15 protein-coding genes are annotated in these 20,459 nt (G+C 47.9%); 4 read left to right on the forward strand and 11 right to left on the reverse strand.

Annotated elements, in window-relative coordinates; all coding sequences use genetic code 11:
• Positions 1 to 10: 10 nt before the first annotated feature.
• Positions 11 to 2,140, reverse strand: coding sequence for a hypothetical protein (locus tag CVT49_01095; GenBank protein PKK84780.1), 2,130 nt, complete (start codon positions 2,138 to 2,140; stop codon positions 11 to 13).
• Positions 2,127 to 3,230, reverse strand: a complete 1,104-nt coding sequence (locus CVT49_01100) for a hypothetical protein (protein PKK84950.1) — start codon at positions 3,228 to 3,230, stop codon at positions 2,127 to 2,129. The genes CVT49_01095 and CVT49_01100 overlap by 14 nt, the downstream gene beginning before the upstream one ends.
• Positions 3,231 to 4,172: 942 nt before the next feature.
• Between CVT49_01100 and CVT49_01105 the strand changes: the two genes are divergently transcribed.
• Both CVT49_01105 and CVT49_01110 read left to right on the forward strand, forming a co-directional pair.
• Positions 4,173 to 5,624, forward strand: a complete 1,452-nt coding sequence (locus tag CVT49_01105) for a hypothetical protein (GenBank protein PKK84781.1) — start codon at positions 4,173 to 4,175, stop codon at positions 5,622 to 5,624.
• Between the two features lie 171 nt (positions 5,625 to 5,795).
• A complete protein-coding gene (locus CVT49_01110; GenBank protein PKK84782.1) occupies positions 5,796 to 6,116 on the forward strand; it encodes a hypothetical protein in 321 nt (106 codons plus the stop codon).
• Positions 6,117 to 6,125: 9 nt separating this feature from the next.
• On the opposite strand, the gene CVT49_01115 is transcribed toward CVT49_01110, so the two are convergent.
• Positions 6,126 to 6,653 (reverse strand): ADP-ribose pyrophosphatase, encoded by a 528-nt coding sequence (locus tag CVT49_01115; GenBank protein PKK84783.1) that lies wholly within the window; start codon positions 6,651 to 6,653, stop codon positions 6,126 to 6,128.
• 97 nt (positions 6,654 to 6,750) lie between these two features.
• The gene (locus CVT49_01120) at positions 6,751 to 7,500 is read right to left on the reverse strand and encodes an acyl-CoA desaturase (protein PKK84784.1); all 750 of its coding nucleotides are present in this window, start codon (positions 7,498 to 7,500) and stop codon (positions 6,751 to 6,753) included.
• 390 nt (positions 7,501 to 7,890) lie between these two features.
• Between CVT49_01120 and CVT49_01125 the strand changes: the two genes are divergently transcribed.
• Together CVT49_01125 and CVT49_01130 are read left to right on the forward strand one after the other, a co-directional pair.
• Complete coding sequence (locus tag CVT49_01125; protein ID PKK84785.1) at positions 7,891 to 10,260, forward strand: hypothetical protein; 2,370 nt, start codon at positions 7,891 to 7,893, stop codon at positions 10,258 to 10,260.
• The gene (locus CVT49_01130) at positions 10,257 to 10,676 is read left to right on the forward strand and encodes a hypothetical protein (GenBank protein ID PKK84786.1); all 420 of its coding nucleotides are present in this window, start codon (positions 10,257 to 10,259) and stop codon (positions 10,674 to 10,676) included. Before CVT49_01125 ends, CVT49_01130 begins: the two co-directional genes overlap by 4 nt.
• Before the next feature lie 155 nt (positions 10,677 to 10,831).
• Here CVT49_01130 and CVT49_01135 read toward each other — a convergent pair whose 3' ends face one another.
• The 7 genes from CVT49_01135 to CVT49_01165 are packed head-to-tail and all read right to left on the reverse strand — an operon-like array spanning position 10,832 to position 20,457.
• On the reverse strand, positions 10,832 to 11,410 hold the full coding sequence (locus CVT49_01135; protein ID PKK84787.1) for a hypothetical protein: 579 nt from the start codon (positions 11,408 to 11,410) through the stop codon (positions 10,832 to 10,834).
• A 23-nt stretch (positions 11,411 to 11,433) separates the two neighbouring features.
• Entirely contained in the window at positions 11,434 to 12,162 is a 729-nt protein-coding gene (bshB1, locus tag CVT49_01140; GenBank protein ID PKK84788.1) for a bacillithiol biosynthesis deacetylase BshB1, read from the reverse strand.
• The gene (gene bshA / locus CVT49_01145; protein ID PKK84789.1) at positions 12,155 to 13,285 is read right to left on the reverse strand and encodes an N-acetyl-alpha-D-glucosaminyl L-malate synthase BshA; all 1,131 of its coding nucleotides are present in this window, start codon (positions 13,283 to 13,285) and stop codon (positions 12,155 to 12,157) included. The genes bshB1 and bshA overlap by 8 nt, the downstream gene beginning before the upstream one ends.
• 1 nt (position 13,286) lies before the next feature.
• Entirely contained in the window at positions 13,287 to 14,978 is a 1,692-nt protein-coding gene (bshC, locus tag CVT49_01150; protein PKK84790.1) for a bacillithiol biosynthesis cysteine-adding enzyme BshC, read from the reverse strand.
• Positions 14,905 to 18,060, reverse strand: a complete 3,156-nt coding sequence (locus tag CVT49_01155; GenBank protein ID PKK84791.1) for an AcrB/AcrD/AcrF family protein — start codon at positions 18,058 to 18,060, stop codon at positions 14,905 to 14,907. The genes bshC and CVT49_01155 overlap by 74 nt, the downstream gene beginning before the upstream one ends.
• The gene (locus CVT49_01160; protein PKK84792.1) at positions 18,057 to 19,142 is read right to left on the reverse strand and encodes a hypothetical protein; all 1,086 of its coding nucleotides are present in this window, start codon (positions 19,140 to 19,142) and stop codon (positions 18,057 to 18,059) included. The genes CVT49_01155 and CVT49_01160 overlap by 4 nt, the downstream gene beginning before the upstream one ends.
• A 7-nt stretch (positions 19,143 to 19,149) precedes the next feature.
• Positions 19,150 to 20,457 (reverse strand): hypothetical protein, encoded by a 1,308-nt coding sequence (locus tag CVT49_01165; GenBank protein PKK84793.1) that lies wholly within the window; start codon positions 20,455 to 20,457, stop codon positions 19,150 to 19,152.
• Positions 20,458 to 20,459 lie beyond the last annotated feature (2 nt).

The raw sequence follows: 20,459 nt of genomic DNA on the forward strand, positions 1-20,459 counted from the left end.
CCGGTCCCTTTTATTTTAATTTTTCATCAATATCGCGGATCAGCTTTCGCGACTCGGGATTATAAACCAATGCCGTCCCAAACTCCTGTTCGGCTTTGACCTTAAGGGTCAAATCCCTTGTCAGATTATACATTTTAATATAAAATTCACCCAGCCTAAAATGCAAGTAAAAATCGGTCGGCGAAAATTCGATCGCTTTTTTCAAATATCGCTCGGCTGCCGCATAAAGTCCATTCTCCTCGGCCAACTGAGCCAAAACAAAATTACCCGACATATTTTCTGGATTCAGCCTGTCATAGATTTCCATGAACTTATTGCCGCTGTTTATGTCCTTATTCACATAAGCCGCCATGGCCGCTTCATAGGGCGACAATTTATAATTGGCCGCCGCCGGATTTCCGGTGAATTCAGCGATTCGATAAAGGCTGACATCACGCCCCCCGATACGATATTTGCAAATAGAAACCGCCTTTTCCATCAACTCAGGGTAATCTTTGGTGGCAATCTCGAGGTTGCTCTTGTCCAGAAGCAAATGGGTCACCGGATTATTTTTGAAAAAGTCGGGATCAACAACTGAAACTCCGAACATATGAATGAAATTCATCAACCGGTTCTCCAGCGTCATGACGGGCGCATAAGGACCCGATATGACCGCCTCCGATGAAACCAGCGTGACCAGATCCTTCGAATTTCTTACGATATGGTACGTGGCCGTTGAGGACCAGCCAAGATACTTGACGGCTCCCGGCACAACCGTCAGAGTAACCGCGCCAACAATAATAAAATTTTTAAACCAGCGCGGCGGCGACAGCACCGACATCGGACCAAATCTCATCAGTAGAGTGACAATAATAGTGACGGCAAATGTGACCGCGATTATGACGCCGCGGGCATTGATATAATGAAAGGGTGAATCGAACAGGTTATATATCGGGCCGATTAGCAGATAGACCGGTATCGCCACAAACAGGAAAAAAATCAGGGGAAATGCAATATAACCCCGACGGCTCAAGCCGGTCGATACGCGGCTATTGATGATACTGACAAAAACCCCGGCCAGGGCGCAGATCGGATAAATTAGAATAATTTGGTACCTCAGCGGGCGATAATTCCAGATCATCAATGAGCCATAGGCCGTAACTACCAGGGCAATCAAAAAAATAACCCCGGGCGTTAATCCAAAAAACTTATTCTTCCAGCTCTCCCTGAAACCGAGGCGAAAAAGAAGAATTAATATCATGCCCCAGGCCAGCAAGCCGGAGACGGGCATTCTGGGAAATAACCGGCTCAGCGCCCCGAATGAGAGGTATCTGTAAATGAATATATCATAATATTTCAAGGCTTCCGGCGAGCCATAGAGATCAATGGCCTGCTCCTGCACATAACCGGCCACCGCCATCGTTGCCGGGCGGTAGCTGAAAAAATACCAGAAAATCAGGACCACCAGAAAACCCGCCGCGAAATAAATATAACGCAACATACCTTTAATAATTGCGGTACGTTGATCATAATAAAGATCATAAGCGGCATAACAAACAAACGGGATAAGGTAAATCATCCCGATCAGCTTGCCGAAGAAGATACCCGCGGCCAGCGCCATCCCCGCCAGTACAAATGCATATGCCCGCTGGGCATAAATCAAAATTGTAAAAGCCAGGATACCAAAGAAATTCATGCTGTTTTCAAGAAACGGCAGGCGGCCATAAAAAATCTGATTGTAATCAAAAGTAATAAATATAAGGAAGGCAATTGCGGCCAGTGACCCGGCTATTTTTCTCAATGTAAAATAGAGCAAAACAATTGTCGAGAAGGAAAACATCAGGGCGACGATATTTGCCTGAACATATCCAACACCGCCGATTTTGAATATCAGCAGTGAGAGAAGCGTCATGGCCGATTTCAGAAAAAATATAAACCGAAAATCATCCAGCGGGCTGAACGAGCCCCATAGAAGCAGATTGCGGGCAAAAGACACATACTGCGCCGGATCGGTGTAAACGCCGTGGGAGGCCGAAATCCCCAGAGGCGGATCGGCCGACAACTGGTTTAAACGCAATATCAGCGAGAAAGATACCAGCAGAAGGAAAGCGATTGCTTCCAGCCTGACCGGCACTTCGAATTTTTTCTCAGTTGCTGACAAAATCTCTTATCTTATCTGCTATATATTTTATTTCTTCGGCCTTTAATTCAGGATATATGGGCAGCGAAATAATTCTATCCGCCAGTTTTTCCGTCACCGGAAATGGGCCACCACTGAATCCGGCCTCGATATAACCTTTTTGCTTGTGCACCGGAACCGGGTAATGAATCAGGGTTGGAATGCCGTTGTCCTTGAGATAGCTCTGCAAATCATCGCGCCGGTCGGTTTCGATTACGAACTGATGATAGACTTGATAACTATTTTTGTATTCGGCGGGCAGTGTTATCGGCATATCTGACAGCAGTCGTCGATATTGAGCAGCCACATTATTTCGTGCCTTGTTCCATTGCGTCAGGTGCTTCAGCTTGACATCCAGGACGGCGCCCTGAATGCCATCCATGCGGGCGTTGCAGCCGACTATGTCATGATAGTACTTGCGTTTCGAACCGTGGTCGCGAAGCATGCGCAACTTCTCGGCCAGGGCCTGGTCCGATGTCACAATCGCGCCTCCCTCGCCATAGGCTCCAAGATTCTTGCCGGGATAAAACGAAAAGCACCCTGCCCGGCCGAATGATCCGGCCGGTTTCCCGTTAAATGCAGCGCCGTGGGCCTGAGCGGCATCCTCAATAACTAGCAAGTTATGTTTTTCGGCGATTGTCATGATATGAGCCATGTTCACCATGGAGCCATAGAGATGCACCGGAATAATTGCTTTGGTTCTTGGCGAGATCACTCCTTCGACAAGGTCCGGATTTATGTTCCGGGTTATCGGGTCGATATCAACCAGTACCGGTGTCGCCCCGGTCTCGATGATGGCCGCCACGGTGGCAATAAAGGTATTGGCCGCGGTAATGACCTCATCGCCCGACCCGATTCCAAGCGCCTTCATGGTCAATGACAGCGCCGTCGTTCCCGAATTCACGGCAACGGTAAATTTGCAACCGCAGAATCTCGCAAAATTTTCTTCAAAGCGTGCCACTGCCGGTCCGAGAATAAAGCTCGAAGATTCAATAACCTCCGCAATGGCCCGGTCGATCTCATCTTTTATCTGATAATATTGGGCATTTAAATCCAGAAACTTGATATTCATATTCATATTCCATAAAGGGTTTCAGCTATGATAATATACCTGACAGATATAGTCAAGGTCAACCACCCCGAGACATAACACAAATATTGACAATGAGTTGACAATCCCCAAAAAACGGTCGCACTTTTCATCCAACAACTTCAATCTTGTCCAGTATAACTTATGCGGTCAATTATAGGTTTTTGGGGCAATGATAATATGGGGGGTTTGTTCGAGAATATTGACTAATTCGAAAAATATCTTCATGAAAAAATACTAGTCTGCCATCCGGATGTGGATGATTGGCGACCTTCCACGCACTATAAGGCCGATAACGGCGCGGGAGCCACAGCATAGCATTGGACTATGCCGCCGCAAGGGCAGCCTTGGCGGACAACTTTGATTAGACTCTTATCGATCCCTCAGACGCCAGGGAAGGCAGACGGGGCTCTTTATTAATACACAAAAATAAAGAGCCCTTATTTTTTGACCGGTCCTGCAGGGGAAATTATGCTGACTTTAATACTGCGATTTGCGAAATCGCCCGCTAATTATAAGAAAAAGTGCGCGTCATCTGCAAATCCATGCACTTTTTATGAAACAGGGATGACAAATTCTTTTATTTTTGGTTTTGTAATAAAGTCAACTGACTCTTCTGCCGATTTATATTCAGGTCCTACAATTACACCGGCAAGCGGGATTTGTCGCAAACCGATTGTGCCGTATAGTATTAGAGATGCTGACAGATCATGATTACCTGCGTCCTATCTCGATAATGAGTTTCTGGAAAAAATTATGCGGATTTGGTCAGGTCAGCACGAAATTTGATTCTTTTTGTATTGATTAGGTGATGTACATTTTAAAATCAGAGGAGTATTATCCAAATTATTAAGAAAGCATGTTCGTATGTATTGTATTCTTTAGCCAATTTAACTTTTAACTACCATTCAGGAGGAAATCTTAATGAAAAGATTAGTCACTCTTGCACTCGTCATGACAGTTCTCGCGTTTTTCGGTTGGGGCTGCCAGGATGATTCCAATCCGCTGAATGTCGAAAACGTCCCGCTTTCGACTCAGTTGACGGCTCCCAAACTGATGCTTCCTTCAGGCGCTGTTTTTGAATCAGCGACCCTGAATATTTATCTGAAGGAAACCATTAACCAGCCCATCGATGTCCATCGAATTACATCCGATTGGAATGAGTTGACGGTTACCTGGGCCAATTTCGGCGGCGCCTTTGATGCCTCGGTTGAAGGAACCTTCAGTGCCCCGATTCCGGGCTGGGCCATGGTCGATGTGACCGCCCTTGTCCAGGCCTGGATGAATGGCACCTATGACAACTTCGGGCTTCTTCTTGACCAGGGCACCCTGAATTACCCTCGTCATATTTATTATAGCAAAGACGCCCCAAGCAACCATCCTTATATCGAGGTTTGCTATACTCTTGATGGTGTTGAGACATGCGAGCAGATAGTCGCCATGGGCGACAGCTACATTTATGAGCTCGTTCCGGATCGCAATAATGGCCGTGATTCGCTTCTCTACACCGGCTGGATCGGTCCCAATGATCTCGAAAAACAGGCTCTCCTGAAATTCGAAATGCCGGAAATTGAAGAATTGGCCGCAATCGGCGATTTTGTCTGGCATGACATGAATATGAATGGCATTCAGGATGATGGCGAACCGGGCGTCCCGGGGGTCACCGTCAATCTTTATGATTGCCAGGATGTTCTGATCGGTACCATGATGACCGATGCCAACGGCTATTATCTTTTCGATAACCTGATTCCCGGCGACTACTATGTTGAATTTATCCTGCCCAATGGCTACTCCTTCAGTCCACAGGATCAGGGTATGGATGATGCCATGGACAGCGACGCCGATGTGACCACCGGAAAGACCATCTGCACCAATCTTGAACCGGGCGAAACCGACCTTACCTGGGATGCCGGAATCTGGGTTCCGGTTCAGGAAGGCTGCACACTGACCATCGGATATTGGAAGACCCATGCCGGCTTCGGCCCGCAGGATGATATGGTCACTCAATTCCTGCCGATCTGGCTCGGAACCGCCGGCGGTACCAAGAGCCTTCAGGTAACCAATGCCGCCATGGCGGTCGCGGTTCTCGAGATGAAGACTTACGGAACCAACAACAACGGCATTACCAAGCTGTATGCTCAGTTGCTGGGCGCCAAATTGAATATCGCCAATGGCGCCGATTATGATGATGTGGCTGCCACGATGGCCGCAGCCGACGCTTTCCTGGCCACCCACGATTGGACAAGCTGGGAAACGCTTAGCCGAGCCAACAAGAATTTGGTCGGTTCCTGGCAGTCGACGCTGGACAATTATAATAATGGCCTGATCGGTCCCGGACACTGTAACGAATTCGATGATGACGGTTATACCGAATAAGTCCAGAATACGACTGAATTTATAATCACGGGCCCGCTGTTTTGACAGCGGGCCTTTTTTATTCTTGGCCGAATCAGGAACATTGCCGCCGTTCCGCCTGTTTATTCAAATGAAATGGAACACGGACCGACATGGTCGGAATTGGAAGCCCGACCTTAAAAGGAGGCAAAATTGAAAAGTGAATATGAAAAAGCATTGGATTCATATTCAAACATAAAGAATATGCTGGAGGGGGTAAACCGGCAAATCTGGTATATCTTCTTGCCGGCCTCTATTGATGATTTACGCCGTCTGGAACTTGCCATCGTCAATTTCAAGAAGCGTGAACAGATACGTAATCAGGTCATGTCGATTCAAAACCTCAGCGGGCTGCATCTAAGACCGAATGAATCACTCCTGGAAACTCAGGCCAGGGCCCAGATCAAGGGAAAAGTCAATGACGCCCTGCTGAGGAAATATAAAAATCGCAATCGCGATAAACAGCAGGATTAAAACCGCCTTTTATTTATCTTCAAGGAAAGCAAACAATTCCCTCAAACCAATAATCGTCTTTGAGTCTTCAAGTTGCCTTGCCGCCAGTTTTTTCTTCAAATCCGATATAGATATTTTTTCTACCCTGATCCGCTCGTCGGAATCGAGTTTCTGATTGGCTTTTTTCAATTCGAAACAGAGAAATATATGAATTATCTCATCGGTATAACCAACCGATGGGTAAAACGCCCCGGCCGGAATAAGCGTTCCCGCCTTATAGCCGGTTTCTTCTTCGAGTTCGCGGCGGGCGCAATCTTCCGGCTTCTCCCCCGGATCGATTTTTCCTGCCGGAATTTCCAGAATCTCCCTGTCGATAGCCATTCGAAACTGGCGAACCATAATGACCGCATCATCAATAACCGGCACAATCGCTACACCGCCGGAATGATTGATAACTTCGCGCCAGACAACACCGCCATCCTCAAGTCGCGCCTCGCCGACCACCAGCGAGACAACCTTGCCGCTGTATTTCTGCTCTTTATTTATCCAGGTTTCCATTGTCTTCCTCAAATATGAGTGATTATTTTCGGCAATATACAAATATTGAAATTAAAACGCGGCTTTAATTCGGGATATGTTCGAGGGAAAAATGATATCAGGTCACCCGCGCGAGATCGGGCCGGAAATGGATTATGCCGAGACGGTTCATCAGCCAGATAACCGGATAACTGGGATCGAATTCATACCAGCGGTGCGCCAGATTGGGACTTAGCGGCCTTTTGTGGTGGTTGTTTTGATACAACTCGCCGAGCAGGAAAATATCGATCGGAAAAGTATTGCGCGAATTATCGCCCAGATTCTTATATCGGGTATAGCCGTATTTATGCCCGCACCAGTTGACAATGGCGCCCTGAATCGGCCCCATCAGGACATGAATCGGCAGCAGCAGATAAAACCAGGGGCTGGGGGCGAAATGGACATAAAAAGCGATATACAGACCGACAAAAATCAGCCCGACCACCCGCAAGTGCGCGATTTTGCCGAATGCCTCCCATTGCGGAATATTTCCCTGGAATTCCTCGGGGACAGTTATTTTACCGGATATTATCCCGCGGTATGTTCCAGCCGTGCTCAGCATCATGCTTAAGACATTCTTGAAATTCCCCGGTGAATGCGGGTCGCGCTCGGTGTCGGAATAGGCGTGGTGCATGCGATGCATCAGCGCATAGGCCCGAGGATCAAGAAAAGTCGATCCCTGGGTGATAAAGGTCATAACCAGAAAAAACTTCTCCCATCTGCGCGACATGGTAAACATCTGGTGCGAACCATATCGATGCAAAAAAAACGAATGGAAAAAGAGCGACAGAAACCAGTGCGCAAAGAAGAATATTAAAATCGCGGCCAAGATTTCCCCCGGATATAATTTATTTCCAAATTATATACGTATTTTCTCAGGAATTTTAATTGTCTATGTCGATTTGTTGTCCGACAAGCTGATAGCATAATAAAATAAAAAAAACGGAAGGGGTGGGAATCGAACCCACCGGAGACGACGCTGCCGCCTCCCCACGGTTTTGAAGACCGCAAGGGCCACCAGACCCTATCCGCTTCCGGGGTTATTATAAGAATAATTATTGATTTATGCAACTGTGCTGGATGGCTCGAAACCGTCCAAATATTATCCCATTTCAAAATTAATAAATATTGCCAAATCTCTGATAATCCTGTATTTTTCATTCGACTTAATCAAGAATCGACCTGTCGGAAACAAAACCGCCATATTGCGGAGGTTCGCTTGGAAACACTGGCCAAAATAGGAATCATTGCCGGAGTTGTTGCAGCTTTGACCGCAGTGGCTGCCTATTTCAGACTCTTATTCAGAGTATATAAAGAAAAAAAACAAAAACATACGACTCATTTCAATGTCCTTTGGAAAAAATCGTCGGATTTGACGCCTGAAGATGTTCTCGGTATTCGAGCCACAGACAAGCTCAATTTCAACCCGGCCTATATGGAACGGTCGGAAGTCGATCCGCCATTGCGAAATAGTCTTGCAAAGGGTGACTGCATTCTTATTGTGGGCAACCCATTGGCAGGAAAGACACGGGCGGTATATGAAGCGCTTAAGAAAATGCATAATCCTTCCAGCGTGCTGATTCCGCGCCCCGAGGACATAAAACCCGGTGAATTCGAAATACCGGACAAAAGTAAATTCTTCTTTGATCCGGTCGTTATTTTTGACGATATCAATAAATTCGCATCGAAACAGAATTTTGAATATTTAATTAATCTCTTCGTGCGAGAGGGAGCCATCATAATCGCCACCTGCCGCAAAGGTGATGATTATGAGAATTTCTGCAAAGGACACGATAGCATCCTCCAGGTATTCAATCGTACTATCGAGATTCCAAAAGTTGAGACCGTAGTGGCGGAAGATTTCGCGGAGCAGAATAATATTGAATCATCCGGCAATTTCGACGGCAATATCGGTTCGCTTTTTGTCCATATCGACGCCATGAAAGAGCGATACGGCAAATGCAGCGGTGATAAAAAGGGCGTCCTGGCGGCCATCAAAAGATTATTTGACGCCGGCATATTTGAGGGCCATGAAGAATTCGACCTCGAGAGAATCAAAACAGTCAGCGAGAAGTGTGAAGAGGTTGGGCTAAATAAACGTGGCTGGCAAGACTTGCTACGCCAATTAACAGAAAACGGTTTTATTGACAGAAATAACGGCACAATCAGAGTCGAAGAAATTTATCTCCAAAAGGTAATTCAAGCGGAATTTGATCTTATTGACAATTTCAAAGAGTTAAATAATACTATCACGGATGATCCGGTGGCCCTTTATCTACTCGGCAATCGCGCCGACGATATAGCCCAATATGATATCCGCATCGCTGATCTCGAACATATTGCGATTGCAGCATTTTCCGCCGCCTTGAAAATATGGAATATTGAAATCACTCCCCTCGACTATGCCAAGACTCAAAACAGCCTGGGAATAGCATTCCGGCGTCTGGCCGCGGTTGAAGACAAGGCGGCCAACGCTCATAAGGCGATCACAGCCTATAACGAGGCCTTAACGGTCAGAACGCCGGATAAATTTCCGATGGACTATGGCATGACCCAAAACAATCTGGGGAATGCTTACATTACCCTGGCCGAGGTCGAAGACAAGGTGGCCAACGCTCATAAGGCGATCACAGCTTATAACGAGGCCTTAATGGTCTACACGCCTGATAAGTTTCCGATGGCCTATGGCATGACCCAAAACAATCTGGGGGCTGCTTACGGCACCCTGGCCGAGGTCGAAGACAAGGCGGCCAACGCTCATAAGGCAATCACAGCTTTTAACGAGGCCTTAACGGTCTACACGCCGGATAAGTTTCCGATGGACTATGGCATGACCCAAAACAATCTGGGGACTGCTTACACTACCCTGGCCGAGGTCGAAGACAAGGCGGCCAACGCTAAATTGGCGATCACTGCTTATAACGAGGCCTTAACGGTCAGAACGCCGGATAAGTTTCCGATGAACTATGGCATGACCCAAAACAATCTGGGGGCTGCTTACGGTACCCTGGCCGAGATCGAAGACAAGGCGGCCAACGCTCATAAGGCGATCACTGCTTATAACGAGGCCTTAACGATCTTTACGCCGGATAAGTTTCCGATGGACTATGGCATGACCCAAAACAATTTGGGGACTGCATATAGTACCCTGGCCGAGGTCGAAGACAAGGCGGCCAACGCTCATAAGGCGATCACTGCTTTTAACGAGGCCTTAACGGTCTACACGCCAGATAAGTTCCCAATGCACTATGCTATGGCACTAAATAATCTTGCTTATAGCTATTCGTCTTTATCATATGTTGAAAATAGAGAAGATAACTTAACCAAGGCATTGGACGCATATTCAAACGCATTGAAAGTGAGAACATTATCTAATTTCCCAATTGCCTATGCAGATACACAGGGGAATATTGGTTTACTTTATTATAATATGCTACTGGAGAAAAAGGATAAGAACGTAAAAGAAAAGGCATTAAGGGCATTAGAGGAAGCCCGGGACACATATTCAAAGCTTGGGATGTCCTTAAAATCAAATAAGTTTGATGGGCTAATTGCTTCAGTTAAAGACCATAGAGGTAGCTTTGAATGAGCGATATTAAACCAGATAATCCCACCCCAGACAGTGAGGGCGTACGAACATTGCAGCGTAAGCTAAAGGACGGGGAAGATAAATTTTTTGAAGTCTTTTCTGATGAGACTTTTCAGACCGATAAAAATTTGGTAAAGCTAGAACTTCATGAATTTATTAAAGAGATTTCAAAGAAATATAAATGCATTGCCCCTTTTGGAATTTTAGTGACACTCATTGCTACATTATCTACTGCCGTATTCCAACCAATTCTTGGTATTGACGCCAATGTATGGCAAGCGATATTTGTGATTACGACATTATTGGTGGCGTTATGGCTCTTATGGTGCATTGGGGGGATGTTGAAGTCAAAAAGTGAGAATAACCTAATAAATAAGTTTATTACCAAAATCAGTCGGGGAAAATTAGGCAAGTAAAATAATCTTTATAACATTAGAAAATGTTTATCCAGATTTTTTCCTAAAATTGGGAGTAGGGAATGAATCCTAACTATAATGCCGTGTGGCAGCCTCAAACATGGTTAATGCATTAGCATTAATCATGTTTGGGGATGTTTAGACAGTAGAAAATGTTACTTCAGCGCCTTCCTTACCAGCGGCCTTGAATATGATATCCTCTGAATAATCTTGAACCCGGCGTCATCGAACATCTTGAGCGGGCCGGGATAGACAAACGCCCCCGGCAGTTTCTGGCCGTCCATGGTCAGCGGCACCGGATACGCCTCGACCACTTTGACTTTGCGTTTCTTGATAAACTTCAGCGCGGCTTCGAGCATGGCGGTCGCCACCCCCTGTTGGCGGTAATGCTTGTCGATAAAAAAGCAATTGATGCACCAGACACCTTCGGTGTCGTCGCGCATGTAAGCTTCGGTTCTTTCGATCCGCGGATAGTCGGTCCGCGGGCCGTATGAGCACCAGCCGACCGCCTTGTCCCCTTCGAAGGCCAGCAAACCGGTGACTTTGTTCTCGACAAAAAGCTGCCGCATGACATTGCGGGCGTTCTCCCCTTTGGCCATTTCCCACATCTTCCCGCCCTGCGGCACCCGCCAGTGCTGGCACCAGCATCCGCCGCAGGCGCCGTTATCGCCGAACAGTTTTTCGAAAGCGGGCCACAATTCGGATTTGACTTCTTTGAAGGTAAGTTTCGGCATTGGCGCCAACCTGTGTGAAAAATTTATATCGATCGCACCGGCATCTTGACCGGATCGTCTATCAATATATTTTCCTTGATCGTGAAAGCTTCGGCATAATCGACACCGAGCATATGGCCGTAATGTTTGGCCGTGATCGTCATGAACTCGAATATATTCACGCCCGGCTTATAGATCCGGTTGGATTCGGGCGAGCCGTCGAACTGCGACTGATATGCCTTGACCGACTCCAGCTTGCGCTGCATCTGCGCGCTGATATCGACAAAAAACGAATGTTTCACTTCGCGAAACGACGAGGCATAGATAATTTTACGCGGGCGATGCGGTTCACCGTCGATTTGAAGTTTCTTCAATCCGGCCAGAAAGCAGGCATCATAGCCCAGTTGCGAAGCGGCCAGATGATCGGGATGCCGCTGTATCCAGAACGGCAGGATGACCAGTTCCGGCTTGAACATGCGGATCACATTGGCGATTTTGAGCTTGTTTTCGTAAGTGACTTCGACCGCCGCATCGGGCAGGCGCAGGTTCCCGCGCCATGACAGCCCCATAATTTCGGAGGCATTGACGGCATCCCTTTCGCGCTCTTCGGCCGACCCCTTGGAGCCCATCTCCCCCTGTGTCAGGTCAAGGACGCCGGTTTTGTAGCCCATATCGGCCAGCTTGATCATCGTCCCGCCGGAGGTTATCTCGATATCATCACGATGCGCGGCAATCGCCAGCACATCCAGCGTTTTGGTTTCTTTGTTATCCATGCAGTATCTCTCGATAATAATCTTCGTACTGGCTCACGATTTTATCCTGATTGAACTTCTCTTTAACCAGCGTGTGGGCATTTTCCTTGAATATATTGAGCAGATTTTTATCCATCAGTAAATTTATTCCGGCTTCGGCCATTTCGGTCGTATGTCCGATCGGCAACAGATAACCGTTGACATTCGGCTCGACCACTTCAACCAGCCCGGTTTCCAGGGTTCCGATAACCGGCACACCGCAGGCCAGCGCCTCGAGCGCCGCCAACCCGAACGATTCCTCTTCGGACGGCAACAGGAACAGATCGCATAATGGCAGAATGGCTTCGACCTGGCTCTGGTTGCCCATGAAAGTAACACGATCGCTTAAACCCTTCTTATTGACCTGACGCCGCGCCAGAATCGTCTCCGGGCCTTCGCCGATCAACAGCAGCTTTGCCGGCAGCTTTGCGGATATCTTCTCGAATATCTCGATAACATCAATGGTCCGCTTGACCGGCCGGAAATTGGAAATATGCGCGATGATGAACTCATCATCGGCGGCGAAACTACGGCGCTTGCAGCAGCTTTGGTTGCCGTCGGGCATGAAACGGTTACCGTCGAAGAAATTATGTATGACCTTAATCGGCTTGTCGAGCTTGAATATTTCCTGCGTTTCATCCGCAAGATACTGCGATACCGCGGTTACGCCGTCGGAAGCATTTATCGAAAAGCGCGTAATATCGAAAAACGACGGGTCGGACCCGACCAGCGTAATATCTGTCCCGTGCAGGGTGGTAATGATTTTCGGAGCGGGGCAGCTGCTGGTCAGTTGCCGGGCCAGGAAGGCCGAGGTGGCATGCGGGATGGCATAATGCACATGCAATATTTCAAGCTGGTAATTGCACGATACATCAGCCATCTTCGCCGCCAGGGTCAGGGCGTACGGCGGATGCTTGAACAGCGGGTAGGCGGTGGTTTCGACACCGTGAAAAAAGAGGTTTTCCTGGTACCGGTCCAGCCTGAAGGGTATGGCATAGCTGATAAAATGCACCTGGTGACCCCGGTGGGCAAGCTGCTGCCCCAGTTCGGTGGCCACGATACCGGAGCCGCCGGCAACTGGATAACATGTAATTCCAATTTTCATATCATGCTTTATACTGTGAAAGGTAAATCATCTGGTTATCACTGGTTTCAACATCCAGCTTTTCAATGATATAATCTACGATTCCAAAACCATATTTGGAAATATAATAATTGATATTAAGCATTCTTTCCTGCAGGGTTCGGTCGGGATAAAGAGCGTTGGCGAGCCGGTAAATCTGCGCCCGGGTGTTGTCCATCTTCTTTTTGTGCTGCGAAAATATCTTTTTCTCGAGATTTTTCAGGGCAAAATCGATTTTCCCCCACGTCTGCTCCGCCATCGGGCTCAGGCTCTGATCAAAATCCACGATCACATCCGTAAGACCGGTATATTCTTTTTCCATTTTAAGTCGGCCGGCTTCAATATCCCTTTCGAGTTTTTCGGGAAACGATCCGGCCAGAATACGGTTGATCAACTGCTCGACATCACCTGCCAGGTCAGATAAATTTATATTGTACTTGCCGAGAAAGTCTTCATACCTTTTTTCGACAAGGGTCGCACCGACACGGGAATAGTAGTACGGCTGCGATAATCCGACCAGCTTGAACAGTTTCCCGATTTGACAGAAATACGCAATTTCGGCAGGTCCACCGGTATGGGCCACGACCGGGAAAAGGAACGACTGCCAGATCGGACGGGTCAGAACATCCGGTGAGAAACGGCCCGGATATTTGTCGATCAAATCGAGTAAGGCGGTCAGTCCCAGACGTTTTTCCCCGACGACAAAAGAATCATCGAGATAGTGAATCGGCATGCGCTCGGGGAAATGATAGAAAAGATGCACGGCCGTCTTTTTCTTTTCCGCCTGGATATGATAATCGTCCGCCATTAAGCTGCGTTCCGTTTCTTCAAGATGTTCCCTGATCTGAAATTGCCGCTCGACCAGTTGCTTGAAAAAATCCCTGGAGTGCATTTTAACGATTTCATTGTGCGGACAGAAGAAAACCAAACCGAGATCGGGCAGGATGTCGGCAATATGCCTCGCAAAGGCCCTGACCAGGCCCTCATCAAAAGCATAACAGGTCATCAGGCGCTGCAGTAGCTCTTCCGAAAAATCGGTGCCGCCGAAAACATTTTCCGTTTCCCGTTTGAGCTCCTCGTATTTTTCCTCATTCTTGATACAAACATCCGCAACCGGAACGCCGAATTTTCCCTCGGGGGCATAACTTAAGCGGACCGGTTCGCCGTCTTTGTTAAGACCATGGGTATGGTTGATTTCTTCGAAATCATGATCATCGCAGGCGATCCAGAAAACCGGAACAACCGGCCGTTTCAGTTCGACCTCGAGCTTTCGGGCCCGCTTGATGACATCAATCGCTTTGTACAGGGTCAGGAGCGGGCCGCCGTATAATCCCGCCTGCTGACCGCTGAAAATACACAGGGTATCCGGATGGCGAAGTCTTTTTATGGCCGCAAAAGCAACCGGTTTTGAATTAAAATCCTTGTTCTGTTTTTCGAGGACGTCGCAAAGAACATTACGGTCCATCTTTGACATCCTGACACCGGCCGCCGCCTCGACCGGGCTGCGCTGATACAGGTACTTCTCTAGACGCTCATGCCGTTTCAAAAAATCCAGATACAGGGCGGAATGATTGAATTCCGCCCCCGGCTTAATATTGTTTTCATGCATCGAATTTTTCTTCTTCCGAAATCGGGCGTATGGTCTCATGTCCCATGAACCACGCCACGATATCATCAATAACAGTGTAAACAATCGGCACCACTACCAGCGTCAGTAATGTCGAACTTGTCAGACCGCCGATAACCGCACGCGCCATCGGGGCACGCATCTCGGCTCCCGGGCCAATACCCAGTGCAAGAGGCAGCATACCAAAAACCATGGCAAAAGTTGTCATAAGAATCGGCCGCAGTCGAACCGGTCCGGCAATCAGAATGGCCTCGAGCCTGGTTTTACCTTTATAGCGGTTCTGTTTGATAAAGTCAACCAGCAAAATAGCGTTCTTGGTTACGAGCCCCATTAGCATGATTATACCGATCATTGACATAATCGACATGGAGTCCTTGAAGATCAGCAGCCCGATGACCGCCCCCACCAGCGACATCGGAAGAGAAAACATGATGGAGAAAGGATCAAAAAACGACTCGAACTGTGAAGCCAGAAGAAGATATATGAAAATGACGGCCAGGGCCAGAGCGGTAAAGATATTGCTGAATGATTCCGCCATGATTTCACCCTCTCCGGACATCTTGACTTCATATCCCGGCGGTATATCAATCCCCTGGGCTTCGGCATAAATTTGGTTCACAACCGTCCCCGTAAAGGCACCAAGTTCGACATTACTGCTTACCCGCACATCGCTCAGGCGATCATAGCGGTTGTATTTGCCGATGGCATTGGTTTTCTCAAGTTGCGCCACATGCGATACCGGAACAAGGAAGGTCCTTATTCCATCGATTTCCTTATTACTGGCGATCAGAAGTCGGCCGACATCCTCGCCGCTCTTTCTGTCGGTTTCTTTTAGTCTGATCCTGACGTCATACTCCTCATCACCCTCCTTGTACCTGGTGACCACCTCGCCGTCAACATAGCTCCTGATAGTGGAGGCAATCCCATATACATTCAACGCCAGATCATTGGCCTTACCGCGATCGATATTCAGCCTTAATTCCGGTTTGCCTTCTTCCATACTGTTGCCGATATCGACGGTTCCGGGTGTTTTTTCGAATATTCTTTGTACTTGATGCGCAAGATCATTAATAATATTTCGGTCCGATCCGCGAATGGATATCTCAACTGATTTACCACCGCCACTATGGCCTTCTTCGGCGCTGACGGCGTATTCAATACCGGGAACAACTGAAATCACCTTTCTGACGCTGTCGATCATGGCCTGAGCGGAAAGCGGTCGAAGCTGCGCATCCACAAGTTTTACAAAAATGTTCCCCTCATTGACGGGGTTTTGTCCGGAGCCAATCGTGGTAAATATCAGCTTGATACCGTCAAATTGACGAATCAATTCTTCAATCTCGGCGAAACGTTCCGAGGTCTTTTCCAGATCCGTTCCCGGAGGTGTTTTGACAGTGACTAAAATCTGATTCTGATCGGATACCGGAATAAATTCCTGCCCCAAAAATTGTCCCAGCCAGAGCGAGAAAATGAATGACGCGGCAGCGATAAAGAGAACCAGGAAACGATGGCCCATGGCCCATCCGAGAAGATGACGATACCAGCCGTTGACAAGATTGAAAAACTTGTTCCAGGGCGAGATAATGTTCAGAATCGCCTGATATATTTTCCAGATGAATTTTGCCACAAAAAATTTGGGGGCCTCGCCGCCGGCGCCCTCTTTTTTCAGGAAGCGCGATGAAAGCATCGGCGTCAGCGAAAACGCCACAAACAGCGAGACGACAACGGCGAAAGCGATGGTCATACCAAATTGATAAAAGAATCTTCCAACAATACCGCTCATGAAAGCCACCGGGAGAAAAACAACCACAATTGAAAAGGTGGTCGCCATGACGGCCAGCCCGATTTCCTTCGTGCCGTTATAGGCCGCCCGCATCGGCGATTCACCTTCATCCAGGTGACGGAAGATATTTTCGATGACGACAATGGCATCATCAATAAGCAGACCCACCGCCAGCGAAAGCGACATCAACGACATCATATTTAGAGTGAAGCCGAGCAATTTCATGAAGGTAAAGGTGGCGATGATCGATGTCGGAATGGCCACTGCCGAAATAATCGTCGAACGTATATCGGCGAGGAAAAGGAATATGACAAATATGGCCAGCAGTCCGCCAAAGATAATATTGGTCAGAATTTCATGGATCGAATCTTCAATATATATCGAGTCGTCAACCACAATATCTATATTCAGGCCGGGCGGCAGTTCGGACTTTATCTTATCGACCTGCTCCTTGATAATTCGGGCAACTTCGACCGTATTGGATCCCGACTGTCGCGAGATATCGAGTGTCACCGATTCTTTACCGTCGACCCGCGCCAATGAGCGCTGTTCAATAATGTCATCTTTGACAATGGCAATATCCTTAAGATAGATGGGTTGTCCCCTGGGATTATCTATGGGAATATTCTCGAACTGGGAAACAGAGGTCAGCTTGCCCATCGTGCGGACAACATATTCAACATTGTCTTCATCAACACGACCGCCCGGGATTTCAAGATTGGCGGCCCGAAGAGCCATCTTTACCTTACCGATGGAAATCTGATAAGACTCCATCTTGTCGATGTCGAGAAATATGTTTATTTCCCGTTCATAACCGCCGACAAGAGTGACGGCCCCAACACCGGGAATCGACTCCAGTCGTTTCTTGATATTGTCCTTGGCAAAAGTGGTTATATCTTTCAAAGGGCGATTTCCATAGACATTGAGAGACATAATCGGCCGGCTTTGCGGATCATACCGCGAGATCACCGGCTCTTCTATATCATTGGGAAGGTCGCCGCGTATGGCGGAGATTTTTTCACGAACCTCCTGCGCCGCTTCTTTCCCGTCCTTCTCAAGGACGAATTCGATGAGAAGCAGGGAATATCCTTCCTGCGATTGCGTCGTAATGTGCTTGACGCCTTCAATAGGATTGACTGCGTCCTCGATTTTCTTGCTTACTTCAGTTTCAACCGCTTCGGCGCCGGCACCCGGATAAATTGTCTGGACAATAACGAACGGGAAGTCAATATCCGGCATCAGATCTATGTTCATCTGATTGAATGACGAGTAGCCCAGAACAATCAGGGCCATAATCATCATGACCGTAAAGACCGGTCTTCGTATGGAAACTTGGGCTAATTTCAATGTTTTATCTCCTCCCCGTTCTCGTCAATCAGACGAACCACCTTAACCAGTTTACCATCATCGAGATAATTCTGGCCGATAGTCACCAGCGTATCTCCCTGATTGAGTCCCTCAAGAATCTGGATACTTCCATCGAAATCGACGCCAAGTTTCACTATTCGTTTATGAGCCAGACTGTCGGCCGCCACAAAGACAAAGTTTTCATCAGCTCCGCTGATGACGGCACTGCGCGGGATAACAATTATATCATTCAGGCTCTTGGCAATTATCTCGGCCCGGCCGAACATGCCCGGTTTGAGTTTATTCGCGGAATTATTTATTTCGATTTCAACTGTAAAGGTTCGTGTCTCGGGATCGGCCGACTGCGCCACCTTGACGACCTTTCCGTCCGCATTCAAAGGCGTTGATGACCCAGCCGATACTTTGACATCGCTGCCTCTTGTGAAAAGACCGACATCGGTTCCGCTGACCCCAAGTTTTATCCTTAGTTTATCCACCGAGGCCACCGTCGCGACTGTCTGACCGGGATAAAGATAATCACCGGTGGAAACATCAATCGATGTGACCATGCCGTTGATCGGCGATTTGATTTCGACAATCTGCCGGGCCGCATCAAAATTGGCCTTGGCCACTTCGTATTCGGTTCTGGCGCCGTCAAATTGACTCTCCGAGACAGCCCCTTCATCGAATAGAAACTTCATTTTATTATAGTTTTTCTCGGCATTCTGAAAAACCGAGGAAGCCTGAGTATAATTCGATGAGGGACCGCTTCTATCCAGCATAATCAGGACATCATCGGCTTTGACAAAATCACCCTCTTTGACCATAACCTTTTCCACGGCTTCGGAAATTTTCGCAGACAGGACCGCCTGTTTTTCACCTTCAATCGTCCCGGTGAAATTCTTGGTCAGACTGGCCCCTGTTCTGACAATTACCTTACCCTGAACGGCAACCGCGCGTTCGACAATTACCAGACCTTCCTCTTTTTGACCACTGCAGCCGAAGAAAGTCAGCATCAATAGGGCGGCACCCAGTAAACCAGTTATTTTCATGTTATTCATCTGATAATAATTCCTTTTCATACACTATTTAAAAATCATAATTGGTTGCTTTTTTCAAGGCTGACTTGGCCAGCCGGAAACTATATACGGCGCCGGCCAGATTGGTTCTGGCATTGGTCAGGGCCGTTTGAGCCGAAAGCACCTCAAGCTGGGTACCGATTCCGGACTCGAATCTCAAATTGGCGATACGCATGCCCTCTTCAGCCTGACTGATTGTTTCTTTCTGGACATCAAGCGACCGCCTGGCCATTTTGAGATTGTCATGAGCCTGTTCCACTTCCAATCGAATATCATCAAAGGCCTGCTCCTCGGCCAGCGACGCCTGATAATAATCGGTCTTGGCCTTGCGCACCTCACCGATGGTCCGGCCGCCATCAAACAATGGGATGTTCAAGAGAAGCGAAGCGGCCCAGCTTTTGGAGACTTCCCGCCCCCCCAGTTTAAAATCATCTGAGGCGGCGCTTACCTGATAAGTCGTATTAAAATTAAGATTGGGCCAGAGCCAGTTGCCCTGATAAATCCGGACAGCTTTGTCGTAGCCGCGCTTCTGCAGCCGGGCCTGTCTGATTTCGGGACGATTCTGGAGCGCGAAGGTCACCAGCGTATCGAGCGGCGGCAGGCTGATCATAACCGTATCGGTGTTGTCGGTAACCAGCCTGATATCATCTTCAAGCGCCAGTCCGAGGAAGGATTTAAGCCGCTTGCGGGAAAGAATAACATTCGATTCCGCCGCAATTAACTGCGGTTCAAGATTCATCTTTTCAACCCGGGCCCGCAGGAGTTCATATTCGGAGACCATCCCCTGATCGAAATACTTCTCGACCACCTGGAGATTATAACTGAGCTGTTCGTAAGCGGATTGTAGCACTTTCAGATTCTCTTCCGCCAGCATGGCCCCATAAAAATAGGATTCGGCCCCGAATATAATTCGGGATCGCACCTCCGCCACCTTTTCATGCGAATACTCTTCGAATATTTTGGCGACTTTAAGAGCTGCACCGACCTTGCCGCCTGCATAAAGCGGTTGAGTGAACGACAGGGAGAAGTTAAAATCATTATCCAGACCGATAGGAATCTTCTGGTCCCCGAAAAATATTGCCGGGGTTTCGATATTCCTGGTGTAACGGCCATCGAGACTGATCTGAGGTAAGGCCCCGGCACGGGCCGAAATAATTTCGCCTCTCGACCGGTCGATCTCTTTCTCCGCCGTACGATAATGACGGTTATATTCAAGCGCCAGGTCTCTGGCCTTTTCGACAGTAATAATCGTCTCGGCCCCGCCCGTCGCATAAAGCCCGATGCATAAAATCAGAAAAATAAATGTTCTCTTTACCATAT

This window comes from candidate division Zixibacteria bacterium HGW-Zixibacteria-1, from assembly GCA_002838945.1.
In the GTDB taxonomy this organism is placed as follows: Bacteria; Zixibacteria; MSB-5A5; order GN15; family PGXB01; genus PGXB01.